This is a genomic window from Roseobacter sp. HKCCD6576-2 (genome assembly GCF_013179285.1).
GTDB classification, from domain to species: Bacteria; Pseudomonadota; Alphaproteobacteria; order Rhodobacterales; family Rhodobacteraceae; genus Rhodophyticola; species Rhodophyticola oceani.
The window spans coordinates 259,875-279,278 of the sequence record NZ_WVNW01000005.1; the positions used below are offsets into that span (position 1 = coordinate 259,875).

At 60.0% G+C, this 19,404-nt stretch carries 15 protein-coding genes and 1 tRNA gene; 4 read left to right on the forward strand and 12 right to left on the reverse strand.

Annotated features, from left to right (window positions below):
- Positions 1–120 precede the first annotated feature (120 nt).
- From rpoC to GTF44_RS17915, 10 genes are all read right to left on the reverse strand, one after another.
- Positions 121–4,329: a DNA-directed RNA polymerase subunit beta' gene (gene rpoC, locus GTF44_RS17870; RefSeq protein WP_171562931.1), complete on the reverse strand. Its 4,209-nt coding sequence runs from the start codon at positions 4,327–4,329 to the stop codon at positions 121–123.
- A gap of 94 nt (positions 4,330–4,423) precedes the next feature.
- Positions 4,424–8,560: a DNA-directed RNA polymerase subunit beta gene (gene rpoB / locus GTF44_RS17875; RefSeq protein ID WP_171562934.1), complete on the reverse strand. Its 4,137-nt coding sequence runs from the start codon at positions 8,558–8,560 to the stop codon at positions 4,424–4,426.
- A gap of 254 nt (positions 8,561–8,814) precedes the next feature.
- Complete coding sequence (gene rplL, locus GTF44_RS17880) at positions 8,815–9,198, reverse strand: 50S ribosomal protein L7/L12 (RefSeq protein ID WP_145214957.1); 384 nt, start codon at positions 9,196–9,198, stop codon at positions 8,815–8,817.
- Between the two features lie 75 nt (positions 9,199–9,273).
- On the reverse strand, positions 9,274–9,792 hold the full coding sequence (rplJ, locus tag GTF44_RS17885) for a 50S ribosomal protein L10 (protein WP_171562937.1): 519 nt from the start codon (positions 9,790–9,792) through the stop codon (positions 9,274–9,276).
- 423 nt (positions 9,793–10,215) lie between these two features.
- Positions 10,216–10,917: a 50S ribosomal protein L1 gene (rplA, locus tag GTF44_RS17890; RefSeq protein ID WP_145214951.1), complete on the reverse strand. Its 702-nt coding sequence runs from the start codon at positions 10,915–10,917 to the stop codon at positions 10,216–10,218.
- A 3-nt stretch (positions 10,918–10,920) separates the two neighbouring features.
- On the reverse strand, positions 10,921–11,373 hold the full coding sequence (rplK, locus tag GTF44_RS17895) for a 50S ribosomal protein L11 (protein WP_145214948.1): 453 nt from the start codon (positions 11,371–11,373) through the stop codon (positions 10,921–10,923).
- 736 nt (positions 11,374–12,109) lie between these two features.
- A complete protein-coding gene (gene nusG / locus GTF44_RS17900) occupies positions 12,110–12,643 on the reverse strand; it encodes a transcription termination/antitermination protein NusG (RefSeq protein ID WP_145214945.1) in 534 nt (177 codons plus the stop codon).
- Positions 12,644–12,851: 208 nt separating this feature from the next.
- On the reverse strand, positions 12,852–13,049 hold the full coding sequence (gene secE, locus GTF44_RS17905) for a preprotein translocase subunit SecE (protein WP_171562940.1): 198 nt from the start codon (positions 13,047–13,049) through the stop codon (positions 12,852–12,854).
- Between the two features lie 238 nt (positions 13,050–13,287).
- Positions 13,288–13,363 (reverse strand) — tRNA-Trp (locus GTF44_RS17910).
- 56 nt (positions 13,364–13,419) lie between these two features.
- Positions 13,420–14,070, reverse strand: a complete 651-nt coding sequence (locus GTF44_RS17915) for a CatB-related O-acetyltransferase (protein ID WP_171562943.1) — start codon at positions 14,068–14,070, stop codon at positions 13,420–13,422.
- A gap of 158 nt (positions 14,071–14,228) precedes the next feature.
- Here GTF44_RS17915 and GTF44_RS17920 point away from each other — a divergent pair, with 158 nt between their 5' ends.
- The gene (locus GTF44_RS17920; protein ID WP_171562945.1) at positions 14,229–14,510 is read left to right on the forward strand and encodes a hypothetical protein; all 282 of its coding nucleotides are present in this window, start codon (positions 14,229–14,231) and stop codon (positions 14,508–14,510) included.
- Here the strand turns inward: GTF44_RS17920 and gndA are convergent.
- A complete protein-coding gene (gndA, locus tag GTF44_RS17925) occupies positions 14,507–15,916 on the reverse strand; it encodes an NADP-dependent phosphogluconate dehydrogenase (protein ID WP_171562947.1) in 1,410 nt (469 codons plus the stop codon). The genes GTF44_RS17920 and gndA overlap by 4 nt on opposite strands.
- Before the next feature lie 154 nt (positions 15,917–16,070).
- Here gndA and GTF44_RS17930 point away from each other — a divergent pair, with 154 nt between their 5' ends.
- The 3 genes from GTF44_RS17930 (at position 16,071) to GTF44_RS17940 (ending at position 18,150) form a co-directional block, all read left to right on the forward strand.
- Positions 16,071–16,766: a lysophospholipid acyltransferase family protein gene (locus GTF44_RS17930; protein WP_171562949.1), complete on the forward strand. Its 696-nt coding sequence runs from the start codon at positions 16,071–16,073 to the stop codon at positions 16,764–16,766.
- A 126-nt stretch (positions 16,767–16,892) separates the two neighbouring features.
- Positions 16,893–17,459: a peptide-methionine (R)-S-oxide reductase gene (locus GTF44_RS17935; protein WP_171562950.1), complete on the forward strand. Its 567-nt coding sequence runs from the start codon at positions 16,893–16,895 to the stop codon at positions 17,457–17,459.
- A 436-nt stretch (positions 17,460–17,895) separates the two neighbouring features.
- Positions 17,896–18,150 (forward strand): hypothetical protein, encoded by a 255-nt coding sequence (locus GTF44_RS17940; protein WP_171562951.1) that lies wholly within the window; start codon positions 17,896–17,898, stop codon positions 18,148–18,150.
- A 78-nt stretch (positions 18,151–18,228) separates the two neighbouring features.
- Here the strand turns inward: GTF44_RS17940 and tuf are convergent.
- Positions 18,229–19,404: elongation factor Tu (tuf, locus tag GTF44_RS17945; protein ID WP_145214922.1), on the reverse strand; the 1,176-nt coding region annotated here is incomplete at its 5' end.

Below are 19,404 nucleotides of genomic sequence, written 5' to 3' on the forward strand. Positions count from 1 at the left end.
GAACCGCGTTACTCCTCCGACCGTCCCCGACGGCCAGACTATGGCAATCCCCTTGGAAAAAGAAACCCCCGCCGAACTCTCATTCGGCGGGGGCAGACGTCTCCGGCTTGAGGCTCGGGATTACTCCGCCGCGCTCTCACCTGCATCGGTGTCTTCCGGGGCGGCAAGGGCTGCGGCAGCTTCCGCCTCGGCCCGCGCCGCTTCGATCACCACCGCATCGCGCTCGGTTGCGATCCGGCGAACGCGCTGCGTGGCACCACCAGTACCCGCCGGGATCAGGCGACCCACGATGACGTTCTCTTTCAGGCCCACCAGCTTGTCGCGTTTGCCCTGCACCGACGCCTCGGTCAGAACACGGGTGGTTTCCTGGAACGACGCCGCCGAGATGAACGACCGGGTCTGAAGCGACGCTTTGGTGATCCCCAGAAGGATCGGCTCGCCTTGGGCCGGGCGACGACCTTCGGCCAGCGCCTTTTCATTGGCCTCGTCAAACTCCGCCTTATCGACGTTTTCGCCTTTCAGGAGTGTGGTTTCCCCTGAATCCAGGATCTCCCATTTCTGCAACATCTGGCGAACGATCACTTCGATATGCTTATCGTTGATCTTCACGCCTTGAAGACGATACACGTCCTGCACCTCGTCGATCAGGTAATCGGCCAAGGCCTCGATCCCCATGATCCGCAGAATATCATGCGGTGCCGGGTTCCCATCCATGATGTAGTCGCCTTTCTGGACGAAATCGCCCTCGGCAACAGGGATGTGTTTGCCCTTCGGCACCATGTATTCCACGGTTTCTTGGCTCTCATCGGCGGGCACAACGGCGATCCGGCGCTTGTTTTTGAAGTCACGGCCGAATTTCACATAGCCATCTTTCTCAGCGATGATGGCGTGATCTTTCGGACGCCGCGCCTCGAACAATTCCGCCACGCGGGGCAGACCCCCGGTGATGTCCTTGGTCTTGGCGCCTTCGCGCGGGATACGAGCGACAACGTCGCCGGCCTCGATGGTTTGGCCATCTTCGACCGAGAGGATCGCATCCACCGACATTGGATAGGTCACCGGGTTGCCCGCATCGTTGCGGACCGGTTCGCCATCTGCACCAACCACGATGATCTCTGGCTTGAGCTCGTTGCCTTTCGGGGCCGCGCGCCAATCCATCACGATCTTCTGGGTCATGCCGGTGGCATCATCGGTCTCATCCCGGACAGCAATGCCAGAGACCAGATCGACAAACCGTACCGTACCGGCCTTCTCAGCGATGATCGGCAGGGTATACGGATCCCATTCGAACAGACGGTCGCCGCGTTTGACGTCAGCGCCTTCGGCCACATGGACCTTGGTGCCATAGCCGAGCTTGAAGCTCGCCCGTTCTGCGCCATGCTCATCCATGATCGCCATGACCATGTTCCGGCCCATGACAATGATGTCGCCCGCCGCATTTTCCAGCAGGTTGGTGTTGCGGAACTCGATCTTGCCCTCGGCGCCAGCCTCTTGGAACGACTGCTGACCACCTTGAGCAACGCCACCGATGTGGAAGGTCCGCATCGTCAGCTGCGTGCCAGGCTCCCCGATCGACTGCGCGGCGATAATACCGACAGCTTCACCCACATTAACGCGGGTGCCGCGGGCCAAGTCACGGCCATAACAGGTCGCGCACACGCCCTCTTCAGCCTCACAGGTCAGTGGCGAGCGGATTTTCATCGACACGACACCGGCTTGTTCCACCGCGTCCGCTTTGCGTTCGTCGATCAACTCACCTTTGGTCAGAAGCACCTCATCGGTGCCAGGCACCAGCACGTCCTCACCAGCGGTCCGGCCCAGAATGCGCTCAGCCAGGGAGGAGACAACCTCCCCGTCATTAACCGCAGGTTCCGCAGTGATGGTGTTTTCCGTACCGCAATCGATCATCCGAACGATGCAATCCTGGGCCACATCCACCAGACGACGGGTCAGATAGCCCGAGTTCGCCGTCTTCAACGCGGTATCCGACAGACCCTTCCGGGCGCCGTGGGTCGAGTTGAAGTATTCAAGAACGGTCAGACCTTCCTTGAAGTTCGAGATGATCGGCGTCTCGATGATCTCACCCGAGGGTTTGGCCATCAGGCCGCGCATGCCGCCCAACTGCTTCATCTGGGTGACCGAGCCCCGCGCGCCGGAATGGGCCATCATATAGACCGAGTTCGGTTCCATCTCGGCCCCGTTCTCATCCTTCTGATTGGCCGAGATCGAGCCCATCATGGCGTCGGTGACCTTGTCGTTGGCTTTCGACCAGGCATCGATGACCTTGTTGTACTTCTCACCCTGGGTGATCAGGCCGTCCATGTACTGCTGTTCGAACTCCTTCACCTGGCCGCGGGTCTCATCGACCAACTCCCATTTGGTGTCGGGGATCAACATGTCGTCTTTGCCGAAGGAGATCCCCGCCTTGAACGCTTCACGGAAGCCCAAGGTCATGATCTGGTCGCAGAAGATGACCGACTCTTTCTGACCGCAATAGCGATAGACGGTGTCGATGACCTGCTGCACCTCTTTCTTCCGCAGAAGACGGTTCACCAGTTCAAAAGGCGCCTTGGCATTCAGCGGCAAGAGCGAGCCGAGACGGATCCGGCCCGGGGTTGTTTCAAAGCGCTGATAGACCTCGTTGCCTTCCTCATCGATCTGCTTGAGCCGCGCGGTGATTTTGGCGTGCAGATGCACTTCACCGGCATTCAACGCGTGCTCGACTTCCTCGACATTGGCAAAGGTCATGCCTTCGCCGACCATGCCTTCGCGCTCGAGAGTCACATAGTAGAGGCCCAGGATCATATCCTGCGACGGCACGATGATCGGCGCGCCGTTGGCGGGCGACAGAACGTTGTTCGTGGACATCATCAAGACACGGGCTTCCAACTGGGCCTCAAGGCTCAGCGGGACGTGAACCGCCATCTGGTCCCCGTCGAAGTCGGCGTTGAAGGCCGAGCAGACGAGCGGGTGAAGCTGGATCGCCTTGCCTTCGATCAGCACCGGCTCAAAAGCCTGGATGCCCAAACGGTGCAGCGTCGGCGCGCGGTTCAGAAGCACGGGGTGTTCGCGGATCACCTCATCGAGAATATCCCACACTTCGGGGCGTTCTTTTTCGACCAGTTTCTTCGCCTGCTTGACAGTTGAAGACAGACCTTTGGCTTCAAGCCGTGAGTAGATGAACGGCTTGAACAGTTCGAGCGCCATCTTCTTCGGCAAGCCACACTGGTGCAGCTTCAGTTCCGGCCCCGTCACGATGACTGAGCGGCCCGAGAAGTCCACGCGCTTGCCGAGCAAGTTCTGACGGAAGCGGCCCTGCTTACCTTTCAGCATATCGCTGAGCGATTTCAGCGGGCGTTTATTGGCCCCCGTAATCACCCGGCCGCGACGACCGTTGTCGAACAGAGCGTCGACGGATTCCTGCAACATCCGCTTTTCGTTCCGGATGATGATATCCGGCGCGCGCAGCTCGATCAGCCGCTTCAAACGGTTGTTCCGGTTGATCACCCGGCGATAGAGATCGTTCAGGTCCGAAGTCGCGAACCGACCACCGTCCAGCGGCACCAACGGGCGCAGTTCTGGCGGGATGACCGGCACGACAGTCAAGATCATCCATTCCGGGCGGTTACCCGAATCCAGGAAGTTCTCAACGATTTTCAGCCGTTTGATGATCTTCTTCGGCTTCAGCTCACCGGTGGCTTCTTTCAGGTCTTCGCGCAATTGCGCAGCTTCGGCCTCCAGGTCGATGTTCTGCAACATCTCACGGATGGCTTCTGCGCCAATATTGGCCTGGAACGCATCGGCGCCATAGGCGTCTTGCGCATCCATGAACTCTTCTTCGGACATCAACTGCCCATAGGTCAGATCCGTCAGGCCCGGTTCGATCACCACATAGTTCTCGAAATAGAGAATCCGCTCCAGGTCGCGCAGCGTCATGTCCAGCATCAAACCGATGCGCGACGGCAGCGATTTCAGAAACCAGATATGCGCGACAGGGGCCGCCAGTTCGATATGGCCCATGCGCTCACGGCGGACCTTCTGCAGCGTGACTTCCACGCCGCATTTCTCGCAGACAACGCCGCGATACTTCATCCGCTTATATTTGCCGCAAAGGCATTCGTAGTCTTTCACCGGCCCGAAGATACGGGCGCAGAACAGGCCGTCACGCTCCGGCTTGAAGGTCCGGTAGTTGATGGTCTCGGGCTTCTTGATCTCGCCGTAGGACCACGAGAGAATCCGCTCCGGGCTCGCTAGGCTGACTTTGATCTCGTCAAAGGCCTTTTGCGGGGTGAGCGGGTTGAACGGGTTGTTGGTCAGTTCCTGGTTCATCTTGATACCTCAAATATCGGGCGGGAGGGGAAAGGCTGGGGGCCCGTTTTCTTGCAAGAAAACGGGTCGGAGTTTTGCAAAACTCCGTTTTCCCTCACTCTTCTTCCTCCGCATCCAGGAGTTCCATGTTGAGGCCGAGGCCTCGCACTTCTTTGACAAGCACGTTGAAGCTTTCCGGAACGCCCGCCTCGAAATTGTCTTCGCCTTTGACAATCGACTCGTAGACTTTGGTCCGGCCCGCCACGTCATCCGACTTGACGGTCAGCATCTCCTGCAGGGTGTAGGCCGCGCCATAAGCTTCCAGTGCCCAGACCTCCATTTCCCCGAACCGCTGGCCGCCGAACTGCGCTTTGCCGCCCAGAGGCTGCTGCGTGACCAGGCTGTAGGGCCCGGTGGAACGTGCGTGGATCTTGTCATCGACCAAATGGTGCAGTTTCAGCAGATACTTCACACCCACCGTGACCTGTCGGGAGAATTGCTCGCCCGTCCGGCCATCATAGAGGTCCGACTGGCCAGAGCTGTCAAAGCCCGCCCGTGCCAGCGCGTCGTTCACATCCGCTTCCTTCGCACCGTCGAACACCGGGGTCGCAATCGGAACACCGCGCGTGACGTTCGACGCCGCTTCAAGGATTTGACTGTCTTCCATCCCGGCCGTGGCCTCGTTGTAGACATCCTCACCATAGGCGATCTTCATCGCATCCTGCACCGGGGTCATGTCACCGGAGCGGCGATACTCACCCAGAGCCTCGTCGATTTTCAGACCCATGCCGCGTGCGGCCCACCCCATATGGGTCTCAAGGATCTGACCCACATTCATCCGCGACGGAACGCCAAGCGGGTTCAGCACGAAATCAACCGGGGTGCCGTCGCCCAGGAACGGCATGTCTTCCATCGGCACAACCTTGGAGATCACACCTTTGTTGCCGTGCCGACCGGCCATCTTGTCACCCGGCTGCAGCTTGCGCTTCACCGCGATGAAGACTTTGACCATCTTCATCACCCCCGGGGGCAGGTCGTCGCCACGGCGGACCTTCTCGACCTTATCCTCGAACCGGTGATCCAACGCACGCTTCTGCGCTTCGAATTGTTCGTTCAGCGCTTCCACATGAGCTGCGTCTTTCTCCTCACCCAGGGCAAGCTGCCACCACTGACCTTTGGAGAGCGTCTCCAGCAGCTCTTCGGTGATCTCGGAGCCAGACTTGACGCCTTTCGGGCCTTTCACGGCTTTCTTGCCGAGGATCATACCTTTCAGACGCGCGTAGATGTTGCGCTCCAGGATGTGCAGCTCGTCATCGCGGTCGCGGCTCAGACGCTCAACCTCTTCGCGCTCGATCTGCAGGGCGCGTTCGTCTTTCTCCACACCATGGCGGTTGAAGACACGCACTTCCACAACGGTCCCGAAATCGCCGGGCGGCAGGCGGAGCGAGGTGTCGCGCACATCGGAGGCTTTCTCGCCAAAGATCGCGCGGAGCAGTTTTTCCTCCGGCGTCATCGGGCTTTCGCCCTTTGGCGTGATCTTACCCACGAGGATATCGCCCGGCCCCACTTCGGCGCCGATATAGACGATGCCCGCCTCGTCGAGGTTGCGCAGCGCCTCCTCACCGACATTGGGGATGTCGCGGGTGATCTCTTCCGGCCCCAGCTTCGTGTCACGAGCGGCGACTTCAAACTCCTCGATATGGATCGAGGTGAAGACGTCATCGCGCACGATGCGTTCGGAGATCAGGATCGAGTCCTCATAGTTGTAGCCATTCCACGGCATGAAGGCGACGACGACGTTCTTGCCAAGCGCCAGTTCCCCCATATCGGTGGACGGGCCGTCGGCAATCACCTCGTTCTTCGAGACCTTGTCACCCACTTTCACCAGCGGACGCTGGTTGATGCAGGTGTTCTGGTTCGAGCGCTGGAATTTCCGCAGGCGATAGATATCGACGCCCGCATCACCCAGTTCCAGATCCTCGGTGGCGCGCACAACGATCCGCTGCGCATCGACCTGGTCGATAACACCCCCGCGGCGCGCCATGATCGCCGCGCCTGAGTCCTTGGCCACAACGCTTTCGATGCCGGTGCCCACGAAAGGCGCATCCGCCTGCAAAAGCGGAACCGCCTGACGTTGCATGTTCGAGCCCATCAGAGCGCGGTTCGCGTCGTCGTTCTCAAGGAACGGGATCAGCGAGGCCGCGACAGAGACCAACTGCTTCGGGCTGACGTCGATCAGGTCCACATTCTCGCGCGGTGCGAGCGTGTATTCCCCAGACTGACGGGTCGAAACCAGATCATTGATGAACTGCCCATCTTCGGTCAGCGTCGCGTTGGCCTGGGCCACGGTATGCCGCATCTCTTCGGTGGCGGACATATAGTGGACCTCATCGGTCACCTGGCCATTATCCACCTTGCGATAGGGCGTTTCGATGAAGCCGTATTTGTTCACCCGAGCATAGGTCGCCAGCGAGTTGATCAGACCGATGTTCGGCCCTTCCGGCGTTTCAATCGGGCACATCCGGCCATAGTGGGTCGGGTGCACGTCGCGCACCTCAAAACCCGCACGCTCCCGCGTCAGACCACCCGGGCCAAGCGCCGACAGGCGACGTTTGTGGGTGACTTCCGAGAGCGGGTTGGTCTGGTCCATGAACTGCGACAGCTGCGAGGAGCCGAAGAACTCACGCACAGCAGCGGCGGCAGGCTTCGCGTTGATCAAGTCCTGCGGCATCACGGTGTCGATCTCAACCGACGACATTCGTTCTTTGATCGCGCGCTCCATCCGCAGAAGGCCAACGCGATACTGGTTCTCCATCAATTCGCCAACCGAGCGCACCCGGCGGTTGCCGAGATGGTCGATATCGTCGATATCGCCACGCCCATCGCGCAGATCGACCAGCGCCTTGATACAGGCGACGATGTCTTCCTTGCGAAGCGTCCGCTGCGTATCTTCGGCATCCAAGGCGAGGCGCATGTTCATTTTGACCCGGCCCACGGCGGAAAGGTCATAGCGCTCGCTGTCAAAGAACAGCTGATCGAACAGACCCGAGGCCGCTTCAACGGTGGGCGGCTCGCCCGGGCGCATCACGCGATAGATGTCCATCAGCGCGGTGTCGCGGTTCAGGTTCTTATCTGCCGCCATGGTGTTGCGGATATACGGGCCGACATTGACATTATCGATGTCGAGAACGGGAATGTCGGTGATGCCGGCATCCAGCAGTTCTTTCAGCGTGCCGCCGGTGACTTCGCCGTCTTTGTCGAGTTCCCAGGTCAACTCGTCACCCGCTTCGACATAAATCGCGCCGGTTTCTTCGTTGATGATGTCCTTGGCCACAAAGCGCCCCACGATGGCGTCAAACGGCACCAACAGATCGGTGACTTTGCCCTCGTCGATCAGCTGTTTCACCGCGCGCGGCGTGACTTTCTTGCCCGCCTCGGCAATCACATCACCGGTTTTGGCGTCGATCAGATCGGTCGCCGGGCGCGTGCCCCGCACCCGCTCAGGGAAGAACTTGGTGACCCAGCCTTTGTTCTTCTTCAGCTTGAAATCGACCGTGTCGTAATAGGCATCCATGATGCCTTCCTGGTCGAGACCAAGCGCATAGAGCAGCGTGGTCACCGGCAGTTTCCGGCGACGGTCGATCCGTGCGAACACGATATCCTTGGCGTCGAACTCGAAGTCCAGCCAGCTGCCGCGATAGGGGATGATGCGGCAAGCAAAGAGCAATTTGCCCGAGGAATGGGTCTTGCCTTTGTCATGATCGAAGAACACGCCGGGCGAGCGGTGCATCTGGCTGACGATAACCCGTTCGGTGCCGTTCACGATGAACGTCCCGTTCGGCGTCATGAGGGGCATGTCCCCCATGAACACGTCTTGTTCTTTGATGTCTTTGACCGATTTCGCGCCGGTATCTTCATCGATATCAAACACGATCAGACGGAGCGTAACCTTGAGCGGCGCGGCATAGGTCATGTCGCGCTGCTGGCACTCTTCGACGTCATATTTCGGGTGTTCCAGCTCGTATTTCACGAACTCCAACACGGCGGTTTCGTTGAAATCCTTGATCGGGAAGACCGATTGGAACACGCCTTTGATCCCTTCGCCGTCCAGCGGGTCGGGCATGTCGCCGGATTTCAGAAAAAGATCGTAAGAAGACTTTTGGACCTCGATGAGGTTCGGCATCTCCAGCACTTCGCGGATTTTGCCGTAGAATTTGCGGATACGTTTTTGGCCTGCGTAGGTCTGAGCCATGCTCTCAAACACCTTTTTGGTTTCCTCGCGCTGCCATGCCGTCGGGGCACCGACATGGCCTCACACTGAAACAAGCGGGTTCGGACCAATTCATGCCTGCCGTCCCACCGGCAAGCTCCCGATCCATTGAACGCCACCTTAGGGAAGACCCGCCCGTGTCCGACACGGGCCCTCGCTAAGACAGGTTCGGCTGGACCCAGGTTTTCGCCCAGGTCCAGCCAATCTTGCACGTCCGAGCCGCAGCCCGGCGCGGATTACTTCAGTTCGACCTCTGCGCCAGCTGCTTCCAGCTTGCCTTTGATCTCTTCTGCTTCGGCTTTGTCGACGCCTTCTTTGACGGCTTTGCCGCCGGCTTCGACCAGCTCTTTGGCTTCTTTCAGACCCAAGCCAGTGATCGCGCGGACCTCCTTGATGACGTTGATCTTGGAGGCGCCAGCGGCCTTCAGGATGACATCAAATTCGGTCTGCTCTTCAGCAGCTGCGCCACCGGCGTCGCCGCCTGCAGCACCGGCAACCATCACTGCGCCGCCAGCGGCGGGCTCGATGCCGTATTCGTCTTTCAGAATGGTTTTGAGTTCTTGTGCTTCGAGAAGGGTCAGACCCACGATCTCTTCAGCCAGTTTTTTCAGATCAGCCATTTTCACGGTTTCCGTATGTAGGTGTGTTTTCCAACATCGCAAGGGCCAAGCCCTACGACAGGTCTCCAGATTGCTTTACGCGGCTTCCGCCTTCTCTTCGATGGTCGAAAGGATGCTCGCGATATTCGAAGCAGGTGCGCCAATGGCCCCGGCAATGTTCGAAGCAGGTGCGCCAATGCAGCCCACGATCGAAGCAATAAGCTCCTCACGCGACGGCATTTTCGCAACGGCTTTGACACCAGCCTGGTCCAGAACGTTCTCGCCCATCGCGCCGCCCAGGATCACGAACTTGTCGTTTTCCTTGGCATAGGCATCCGCGGCCTTGGCCGCAGCCACAGGATCCTCGGAATAGGAAAGAACGGTCATCCCCGTCATCAGGTCGGCGATGCCAGCGGCAGGCGTTCCTTCGAGGGCGATTTTGGCGAGCCTGTTTTTGGCAACGCGAACGGACCCACCCGCATCACGCATTTGCGCGCGCAGGTCCTGCATTTCAGCAACCGTGAGGCCTTCGTAGTGCGAGACCACGACGACGCCAGAGCTTTCAAAGATTTGGCCGAGTTCCTCGACCACTTTCTCTTTCTGGGCTCTATCCACAGTTTTACTCCAATTTGGGGGTCACCCCCCGGCTCGTTTCTACCGGATCGCTCCGGCGGTTTTGGTCCTTGGTCAACGGGAACCACCACCGCCAGGCGCTCAAACGGAGAGAGCCTAAACTTGATCGGTCTGATCCCGCCTCAGGTAGGAATTACAAGGGCGCTCAGGCCCCAACCCGCCGTCTCGGACGAAACGCAAAAGAGCGCGGGACGAATCACGCGCTCTGGTGCAAGGGCGTGAGTAGTGTGCGCGAAACGATTTGCCAAGCCCCAGAGGCTAGGAAATCTACGGTTTTGGGCAGTTTTTGTGGCAACACTGGCGATCCCGGCTAAATCAGCGTCGCATCACCGGCAGATCACCTCACAACAGAAAAAGGGCAGGCCCGCACGGAACCTGCCCTTCCAATCCGTTCTGGCGACGCCCTTAGGCGTTGCCGGTCGCGCTATCCACGTTCACCGAGACACCGGGCCCCATGGTGGAGCTGAGCGACACTTTCTGCATATAGGCGCCTTTGGCACCGGCAGGTTTCGCTTTGCTCACCGCATCCACAAAGGCGCGGATATTGGCGGCGAGCTTGTCTGCATCGAAGCTGGCTTTTCCAACACCGGCATGAACCACACCGGCTTTCTCGGCTTTGAACTGAACCTGGCCGCCCTTGGCCGCTTCCACGGCTTCTTTGACATCCATCGTCACAGTGCCGACCTTCGGGTTCGGCATCAGGTTGCGGGGCCCAAGCACCTTACCCAGACGACCCACGATGGGCATCATATCCGGCGTGGCGATGCAGCGATCAAACTCGATGGTGCCGCCTTGGACGGTTTCCATCAGGTCTTCGGCGCCCACAATATCGGCGCCCGCCGCGGTTGCTTCTTCGGCCTTCGGGCCACGAGCAAATACAGCAACGCGCACCGATTTGCCGGTGCCGTTGGGCAGGTTCACCGTGCCACGGACCATCTGGTCGGCGTGACGCGGGTCAACGCCCAGGTTCATCGCGATCTCAATGCTCTCGTCGAATTTCGCCGAGGCGTTTGCCTTGATCAGATCGACCGCCTCTTCGACGGTGAGGTTTTCTTTGCCAGCAAAGGCTTCACGGGCCGCTTTGACGCGTTTTCCAACTTTAGCCATGACTTAACCTTTCACCTCGATACCCATCGAGTTGGCCGAGCCAACGATGATCTTCATAGCGGCCTCAACGTCATTGGCGCTGAGGTCTTTCATCTTCGCTTCGGCGATCTCACGCACCTGAGCGACGGTGACGGTTGCCACGGTCTCGCGGCCGGGGGTCTCCGCGCCACGTGGGCGGTTCCGTTTGCCGACAGGTTTCAGGCCAGCGGCCTTCTTCAGGTAATAAGACGCAGGCGGCGTCTTGATTTCCATCGCGAAGGATTTGTCCTGGTAATAGGTGATGATCGTCGGGCAGGGGCTGCCCGGCTCCATATCCTGGGTCTTGGCGTTAAACGCCTTGCAGAACTCCATGATATTGATCCCGCGCTGACCGAGGGCGGGGCCCACCGGCGGCGAGGGGTTGGCTTGACCTGCAGGAATCTGCAGCTTCATCGTGCCAGCAAGTTTCTTGGCCATCTTGGCCTCTCCTTTTTCCAACAGCCGCCTGACGCGTCAGGAAGCCTTTGTTGATGTGGTCTGGTCCGCGGCACGCGTGCCACTCGCCTCCCACAAGCGTCGTCATGGTTACGACAATGAAGGGCGACTATGCGAACGGTTCAAAAATTTCAAGCACTAACGTTGGTGACCTCCAATCCCTGTCTTGGCGATGCAATGATCAAGGTGGTCGAAAGCCGAGGACTCCGGATCCTTTAAGGTGCAGGCGATCCCGATACAGTAACGAACTGGCCATTGCGGACAAAATACTGGACTTGGCCGGGGCGCGGTCCAAAAAGGAACGCGGCATCGCCAAACATACCCTCAGAATTGAAGACCGCCTTGATCGCTCTCGTCTGAGTGCCAGGAATTCCAGTCCATGCTGCTTCTCTACCGCCGTAAGAGCAAACAACACTGCCAATGGCTGCGCGGTCTCCATCGTTAAGAGGAACTTCGATCTGAGCTGGTGTAGTGAAGCTTGCGCTGAAGTCCTCACCGGCTACGGTACAGCGGGCCGCAACCGCAACACGTCGATCCTCAGATTCAAATTGGATAACGCGCGTTGCTGAGTCGGTCGGCGCAGGTTGCTGAGCCGCGACAATCGGCACCGGCTCAGGTGCAACACAAGCACTCAGAAATGCTAAAACTGCGAACGAAAACACCCACTCGCACGAACGCTTGAAGACCACACTATATACCAAATCAACTCTCTTCAGAACTAAGCTTGTTTCGAGACCTGCGTGTATTCCAGTTCCACCGGCGTCGCACGACCAAAGATCGAAACCGTCACCTTGAGGCGCTGGTTTTCGTCGTCCACTTCCTCAACCATGCCATCGAAGTCTTCGAATGGTCCGTCATTGACCTTGATCTTTTCACCAACTTCGAAGGTGATCGTGTTGCGCGGTGCGGCTTCGCCCTCTTCGACGCGGTTCAGAATCGAATTGACCTCGTCATCGCGCATCGGCATCGGGCGGCCTTGCGGGCCCAAAAAGCCGGTCACGCGGGGGATGGAGCTGATTGCGTGATAGGCTGCGTCGGTTAGCTCCATACGGACCAGGACATAGCCGGGCATGAAGCGGCGCGGCACGGTAACCTTCTTGCCCCGGCGCACTTCGATCACGTCCTCTTCGGGGACCAAGACCTCTTCGATTTCTTCCTCGAGGCCCTTTTCGGCCACGGCAGTTCTGATCTGCTCGGCAATGCGCTTTTCGAAGTTCGACAGCACGCTGACCGAATACCACCGTTTTGCCATATGTCTCACCGCTCCTGTCCCGACCATTTCGGCCCGGAAAAATCTCATCTTTCCAGAGGGTTGAACCCTCCGCCCCGAACAAAAAACAGCGCGCATCACGAATCGACGCACGCCATGATCAGGGAAGTGGGGCGTGCCTATCGCCCCGATGGCCGAAAATCAAGAGCCGCGCCGGGATTTCTAATCCAACGAGGCCAGCCCAGACCGCCTAGCCGAAAAAGGTCAGGATCAGTTCCAGCCCCTGGCGGATCAGCCAATCGACGAAGAAGAAAAAGATCGCTGCCAAAACCGCCATGATGAACACCATGACCGTCGTCAGAAGCACCTCGCGGCGGCCCGGCCAAACGACTTTGGCCACCTCGGCGCGGGTCTGCTGCAGAAACTGAAACGGGTTGGTCATAGCCATGGGTAAACGTCCGATCCTTCACGGGTGCTGAGCGCCATATACGCAGCCCACGACGCGCGTGCAAGCGGCCCTGCACAGAAGAATAGGTTACAAAAAATAGCAGATCGCCGGAAAACGCGACCCTATTAGCGGTTTTAATAACTCTTTCTTAACGCTTCTGGGGCGGCAAGAACGCCACGAAGACAGTGCGCGCCGCGCACCAAGCAAGACCTGTCAGAGGGGAGATTTGAAGTGGCCTTGGCAGGGGTGGAGAGACTCGAACTCCCGACCGTCGGATTTGGAATCCGGTGCTCTACCAACTGAGCTACACCCCTAGGCCGAGGGATCGTTTAGCCCTGAGGCGGGCGCATTGCAAGCGGCAAAGCGGCGCTCAGACGCGGGCCAGCGCGTCGATATCACCGCCGGTGATCAGGGCCTCATGCGCGATGATCTTGTCGATCGGCCAATCCCACCAGGCAATGGCATTGAGCCGAGCGATATCCGCCTCTGCGAACCGCATCCGCAACACCTGCGCCCGGTTGCCGCCGACAATCGCGTAGTCGGGAATGGTGCCCGAGACGACCGAGCCGGAACTCACGATCACCCCATTGCCGATACGCGCGCCCGGCAGGATGAGGCTGTTCATGCCGATCCAAACATCGTGACCGACCACCGTATCGCGGCCCTGCGGCAGGCTGGAGGGATAACTGAAAATCCGCTCCGGATCATAGATCGCGAACGGATATGTGGAGATGCCATCCATCTTATGATTGGCCGAGGCGGTCACAAAGCGCGTACCGTGGGCGAATTGGCCAAACTTACCGATCCGCAACCGTTCGGATGAGCTTGGGAAGATGTAAGGCGCAATGCGCGCGGCCCAACCCGAGACATCGGCAGGCGGATCGAAATCGCTGTAATAGGTGTAGTCACCAACCTCGATCCGTGGGTGGTCGATGACCGCTTTCAAAAACACATTTATTGGCAGCTCAGTGCCATCAGGCAGTCGGGCGGGATGGCGTGTATCGGGGCTGGGAAATGGCATAACGGCATCTCTTTAAATGTAAGTTTGCCCGGTCTTGGCAGTGACGCGGGGCGACTGCAACCCGAACATATCTGCCTCGCGATGCAGGCAGGAATTGACCGAAGGAAAGAGGATACACACATCTACATCACCAACACCCGCCGCCAATGGAGGTTCTCATGCTACGTGCCAGCGCAATCGCCCTCGCCCTTATGGCCCCAATCGCCCTGCCCAACATGGCCTCGGCGCAGACCGACGCCTGCTCGGAGCAACTCGTGCGCAGCGTAGAAATGCGGATGCCACGGATCAGCGAAGGCTTGGATATCCGCGACCTGTCCTGCCTCGGGATCACGCAGATTTATTTCCTCTTGGACAATGACAGCGACCGGTTTGGTATCCCGCTGACCCGAACGCGGCAGCGAATTGAGGCCGTGTTCCGCCGCGAGGGATTGTTCCGTTAATCGACCCAGGGGCCGTGAAACCCGCTCTCTCCCGGGCGGTCGAGCCGCTCGAACCCGTGTTGACCAAAGAAATCCCGCTGCGCCTGAAGCATATTGGCGGTACCGCGTGCGGTGCGCATCGTATCGAAATAGCCAAGCGCGGAAGAGAGCGCGGGCACAGCGATGCTATGAGCGGCGGCCAAGCTGACGGTCTGGCGGAGAGCGGTGTGGTGCTGCGTCATCAGAGACGCGAAATGCGGCGCCATGATCAGCGCGCGATCCGCCGCCTCGCCCAATGCCGCCGCCATATCGTCGAGCATCGCTGAGCGGATGATGCAGCCCGCGCGCCAGATCTCAGCAACCCGGGGCAGAGGCATATCCCAGGACTCCTCGGCGCTGGCCTTCGCCAGCAGCTCAAAGCCTTGGGCATAAGCGATGATCTTGCCAGCGATCAGCGCGCCTTCCATCATCGCCTCGGTCAGTGCATCGCGTGGCAGAGCCATCGGCCCGGCGCCATAAAGCGCCTCCCCCGCCCCGCGATCCTCAGCGCGCGAGGACAGAACCCGCGCTGTCACCGCCGCCTCCACCGCGGGCAACGGCGCACCGCGATCTTGGGCATCCATCACCGTCCAGCGTCCGGTGCCTTTCTGCCCGGCGCGGTCGGCGATCACATCCAGCATCGATTGGCCGGTCGCGGGGTCCTGTGTCCCTGCAATCTCGGCGGTGATCTCGATCAAGTAAGACCGCAAGACGCCCTCGTTCCAGCGGCTGAAGATCGGCGCCATCTCTGGCGCGGTCAGACCCAGCCCGTCGCGCATCAGCCCGTAAATCTCGGCGATCATCTGCATATCGGCATATTCGATGCCGTTATGGACCATCTTGACGTAATGCCCGGCCCCGCCCGGTCCCAGATGCGCAACGCAAGGCGCGCCCTGGAAATCGGCGGCGATGGCCTCAAGAACCGGCGCGACCATGGCATAGGCCTCGCCAGTGCCGCCGGCCATCATCGACGGGCCATGACGCGCGCCCTCGGCCCCGCCAGAGACGCCAAGGCCAAGATAGATCAAAGGGGCTGCGTCAGCGGCGCGGCGATTGGTGTCACGCCAGTCGGAATTGCCGCCATCGATGATCACATCGCCCGGGTCGAGCAGCGGTTTCAGCGCCGCGATCTGGTCATCGACCGGCTTGCCCGCTGGCACCAGTAGGATGATCCGGCGCGGCGATTGCAGCGCGGCAACGAATCCTTCCAGCGTCTCGGCAGGCGTCAGGCGGTCCGCCAGCGGGCCTGCCTCGGCCAGAAACGCCTCAGTCCGCGCATAGGTCCGGTTGAAAACGGCGATCTGGTGGCCATTCTCGGCGATGTTCAACGCCAGGTTGCCGCCCATCGTGCCAAGGCCGATGAGGCCGATCTCTGCTTGCTCTGCCATGGGGTTTGCCCTGTCCCTGAGATGTCGCGTTTGATCCGACCCTAGCGGGCAGGACGCGCCACCGCCAGTGCCGAGACCGATCGGCATGGGATTGACCCGCGCGGAGAGACCGGCCATGTCACCTGGACCCGTCAACGGACCTCGCAGCCTGCTCATGAGCCTTCGCAAACGCATCGCCGATCATCCGCGCTCGAACCGAGCGGTTGCGGCGCTGTTCGGCGGATATATGCGGCTGGTGCGGGCCACCTCACGCGGGCGTGACGATGGTTGGGAGGCCGTCGCCGAGGCCCTAGAGACAGATGGCGCAGTTTTGATCGTCTGCTGGCATCAGCGTTTGATGATGACACCCTGGATGTTCGACCTGAGCCAAGCGCCCTGCCGGAGCTTGACTTCAGATGGCCGAGCCGGGCGGCTGGTGGGCTGGATACACCGGGCATTTGGCTATGAAACCATGCCGATGAAACGCGGGATGCTGGGCGCAGGCGCGATCCGCGATGTGCTGCGCGGCCTACAGAATGGGATTTCCATCGGCATCTCGCCCGACGGCCCGCAAGGCCCGCCCCGGGTTGCCAAAGTCACGCCGATCCAATGGGCGCGGGCCACGCAAATCCCTGTTTTCGTGTTCACATTCTCGGCCCGGCGCTATTGGACCTGGCCCACCTGGGATAGGTTGATGTTCCCCCTGCCCTTCACCCGGGTGGAGTTGATGTGGCGCCGTTGGGACCGCGCAGTGCCGCGCCGGTTGGACGCGGCCGAGGCAGACGCGCTGGCCGTCGAGCTGGGGGATTTCATGAACGCGGTCAGCGCCGAGTGTGACGCGCGCGTGGGGCACGCGACACCGCAGCTTTGAGCCCCCCCGCCGCGGGCCCGTTTCACCAAAAAGCGATCAGCCCATCACGGCCCGTCACGCAGGGTTGGTTGGGCCGTTATCACCTCCCGGACCTATCCTGGACTCCCAAGCACCAGGAGAACCCGAATGTCTTTACCAAACCTCCCCCGCCGCCGGTTTCTGGCCGCGGCCACTGCCACATCGGCGGCCAGCTTGCTTGCCGGGCAAGCCAGTGCCGCCTCGGAGCCTGCCGCCGGCGGCTCCGAAGAGTTTCAATACGAGGTCACTCGCAGCTTCTCAGAATGGCTGAGCCGGTTGAGCGAGCAAGAGTTTCAAGTCATGCGGCTCAACCAAACGGAAGTGCCGCGCTCCAGCCCGCTTTGGCAGGAGACCCGCGCCGGGACTTATTGCTGCCGCGGTTGCGACCTGACGCTCTATGACAGCGATTGGAAGGTCATCTTGCCAATGGGCTGGGTGTTCTTTCACCATTCGCGACCCAACGCCGTGCTGACCGGCATCGATTCTGGCCCGCAGCCGCCCGATGCGGAGGTCACGGAAGAAGCCAGCGCAGACATGGGCAATGGCGATCCAGATCAAGCCTTTGTCGAAGCGCATTGCCGTCGCTGCGGCAGCCATCTGGGCCATATCGTTGCGATCGAGGGTCAGGTGTTGCATTGCATCAATGGCACCAGCCTGGATTTCCAACTCGCCTAACCGATCAGCGCAAGACTGAGTCGCTGCCCGCTCTGGTTTCACTGCCCCTTGCCCCTGGTCTTGTAACACAGACCAGGGGTTTTTTGACGCGCTGGTGAGCAACGGCCCCCAAGACGATCACAGCGTTTTGACACACGGAATGGTGTTGCGTTGCAACCTTTGCACAACCGGGGGCCGAGGCCGCGCTGAAGACCCATACTGCTCACGCAGAGTGGCCGAAATGTGAAGGAATTTGTGGTTCTTTATCAAAGCAATGACGCCGATCCATCGCCTTTGATCACGCTCTCTTCACAGCCACTGCCAAGCAACCAAACCCTGCGCGAGGGAGCGTGAGGAAAATGGTGTTTTTACCGGGGTGATCCAACTCCCGATGTTGTGCGTGCGGGGCCGACAACCCCGCGCCTTGTGAAACCAAGACAATCTGAGGAGATTGATAATGAAAGCGACTTTGACCGCACTTGCCCTGGCCGCAACCCTGTCCGTGGGGCTTGCGCCAGCCAGCTTTGCCATGGAGGCCGAGATTGATGCCTTGATGGAGGCCCTGGAAGGAGAGCTGTCGAGCCGGGGTATCGAAACGGAAGGCCTGGAAAACCTGACAATTGCAGAGCTGCGCCTTGTGCAACAGATGCTCGCCAATGGCGACAGCGCTGGCGAGATGCGTCGGTCGATCGATGTGTTCGTCAACGAATAAGCATCGCACCTAAAACACAGAAGGGGCCGCATGATGCGGCCCCTTCCTTTTGGTCCAAAGGCGTTGTCGCCCTTTATGTCACTCGATGATTTTGGAGACGACGCCGGCGCCGACGGTGCGGCCGCCTTCGCGGATGGCGAAGCGGAGGCCGTTTTCCATCGCGATCGGCGCGATCAGCTCAACGTTGAACTTCAGGTTGTCGCCCGGCATCACCATCTCGGTGCCCGAGGGCAGCTCAACCGTGCCGGTCACATCCGTGGTCCGGAAGTAGAACTGCGGGCGGTAGTTCGCGAAGAACGGCGTGTGACGGCCACCCTCTTCCTTGGTCAGGATATACGCCTCGGCTTCGAACTTCGTGTGCGGGGTCACAGAACCCGGCTTACACAGAACCTGGCCACGCTCAACGCCGTCACGGTCCACACCACGCAAGAGCGCGCCGATGTTGTCGCCCGCTTCACCGCGATCCAGCAGCTTGCGGAACATTTCAACGCCGGTACAGGTGGTTTTCGAGGTGTCGCGGATGCCCACGATCTCGATCTCGTCACCCACATTGATCACGCCACGCTCAACCCGACCGGTCACAACCGTGCCGCGGCCAGAGATCGAGAACACGTCTTCGATCGGCATCAGGAACGGCTGATCCACGGCGCGCGCCGGCGTCGGGATGTACTCGTCAACCGCCGCCATCAGCTCAGCGATCTTCTCCGACCCGATGGCGTCGTCGCGACCTTCCAGAGCGGCCAGGGCCGACCCTGCGATGATCGGGATATCGTCGCCCGGATACTCGTAGGAGGAGAGCAGTTCGCGGATTTCCATCTCGACCAGCTCCAGCAGTTCTTCGTCGTCGACCTGGTCCACTTTGTTCATGAACACGACCATGTAGGGGATACCCACCTGGCGGCCGAGCAAGATGTGCTCACGGGTCTGCGGCATCGGGCCGTCAGCCGCGTTCACCACCAGGATCGCGCCATCCATCTGCGCCGCACCGGTGATCATGTTCTTCACATAGTCGGCGTGGCCGGGGCAGTCCACATGGGCGTAGTGACGGTTGTCCGTCTCATATTCCACATGCGCCGTCGAGATCGTGATCCCGCGCGCTTTCTCTTCCGGCGCACCGTCAATCTCGTCATAGGCTTTGAAATCGCCAAACTGCTTCGTAATCGCTGCCGTCAGCGTCGTCTTGCCATGGTCAACATGGCCAATCGTGCCAATGTTCACATGCGGCTTACTACGCTCAAACTTTTCCTTTGCCAT

What these genes read in the sequence shown, in the direction of transcription:
- gndA (WP_171562947.1), bottom strand. Translation starts at nt 15,916, where the DNA reads ATGGCAGAGCAAGCAGAGATCGGCCTCATCGGCCTTGGCACGATGGGC.
- rplK (WP_145214948.1), bottom strand. Translation starts at nt 11,373, where the DNA reads ATGGCCAAGAAACTTGCTGGCACGATGAAGCTGCAGATTCCTGCAGGT.
- nusG (WP_145214945.1), bottom strand. Translation starts at nt 12,643, where the DNA reads ATGGCAAAACGGTGGTATTCGGTCAGCGTGCTGTCGAACTTCGAAAAG.
- GTF44_RS17935 (WP_171562950.1), top strand. Translation starts at nt 16,893, where the DNA reads ATGTCTTTACCAAACCTCCCCCGCCGCCGGTTTCTGGCCGCGGCCACT.
- rpoC (WP_171562931.1), bottom strand. Translation starts at nt 4,329, where the DNA reads ATGAACCAGGAACTGACCAACAACCCGTTCAACCCGCTCACCCCGCAA.
- GTF44_RS17920 (WP_171562945.1), top strand. Translation starts at nt 14,229, where the DNA reads ATGCTACGTGCCAGCGCAATCGCCCTCGCCCTTATGGCCCCAATCGCC.
- rplA (WP_145214951.1), bottom strand. Translation starts at nt 10,917, where the DNA reads ATGGCTAAAGTTGGAAAACGCGTCAAAGCGGCCCGTGAAGCCTTTGCT.
- rplL (WP_145214957.1), bottom strand. Translation starts at nt 9,198, where the DNA reads ATGGCTGATCTGAAAAAACTGGCTGAAGAGATCGTGGGTCTGACCCTT.
- GTF44_RS17940 (WP_171562951.1), top strand. Translation starts at nt 17,896, where the DNA reads ATGAAAGCGACTTTGACCGCACTTGCCCTGGCCGCAACCCTGTCCGTG.
- GTF44_RS17915 (WP_171562943.1), bottom strand. Translation starts at nt 14,070, where the DNA reads ATGCCATTTCCCAGCCCCGATACACGCCATCCCGCCCGACTGCCTGAT.
- GTF44_RS17930 (WP_171562949.1), top strand. Translation starts at nt 16,071, where the DNA reads ATGAGCCTTCGCAAACGCATCGCCGATCATCCGCGCTCGAACCGAGCG.
- secE (WP_171562940.1), bottom strand. Translation starts at nt 13,049, where the DNA reads ATGGCTATGACCAACCCGTTTCAGTTTCTGCAGCAGACCCGCGCCGAG.
- rpoB (WP_171562934.1), bottom strand. Translation starts at nt 8,560, where the DNA reads ATGGCTCAGACCTACGCAGGCCAAAAACGTATCCGCAAATTCTACGGC.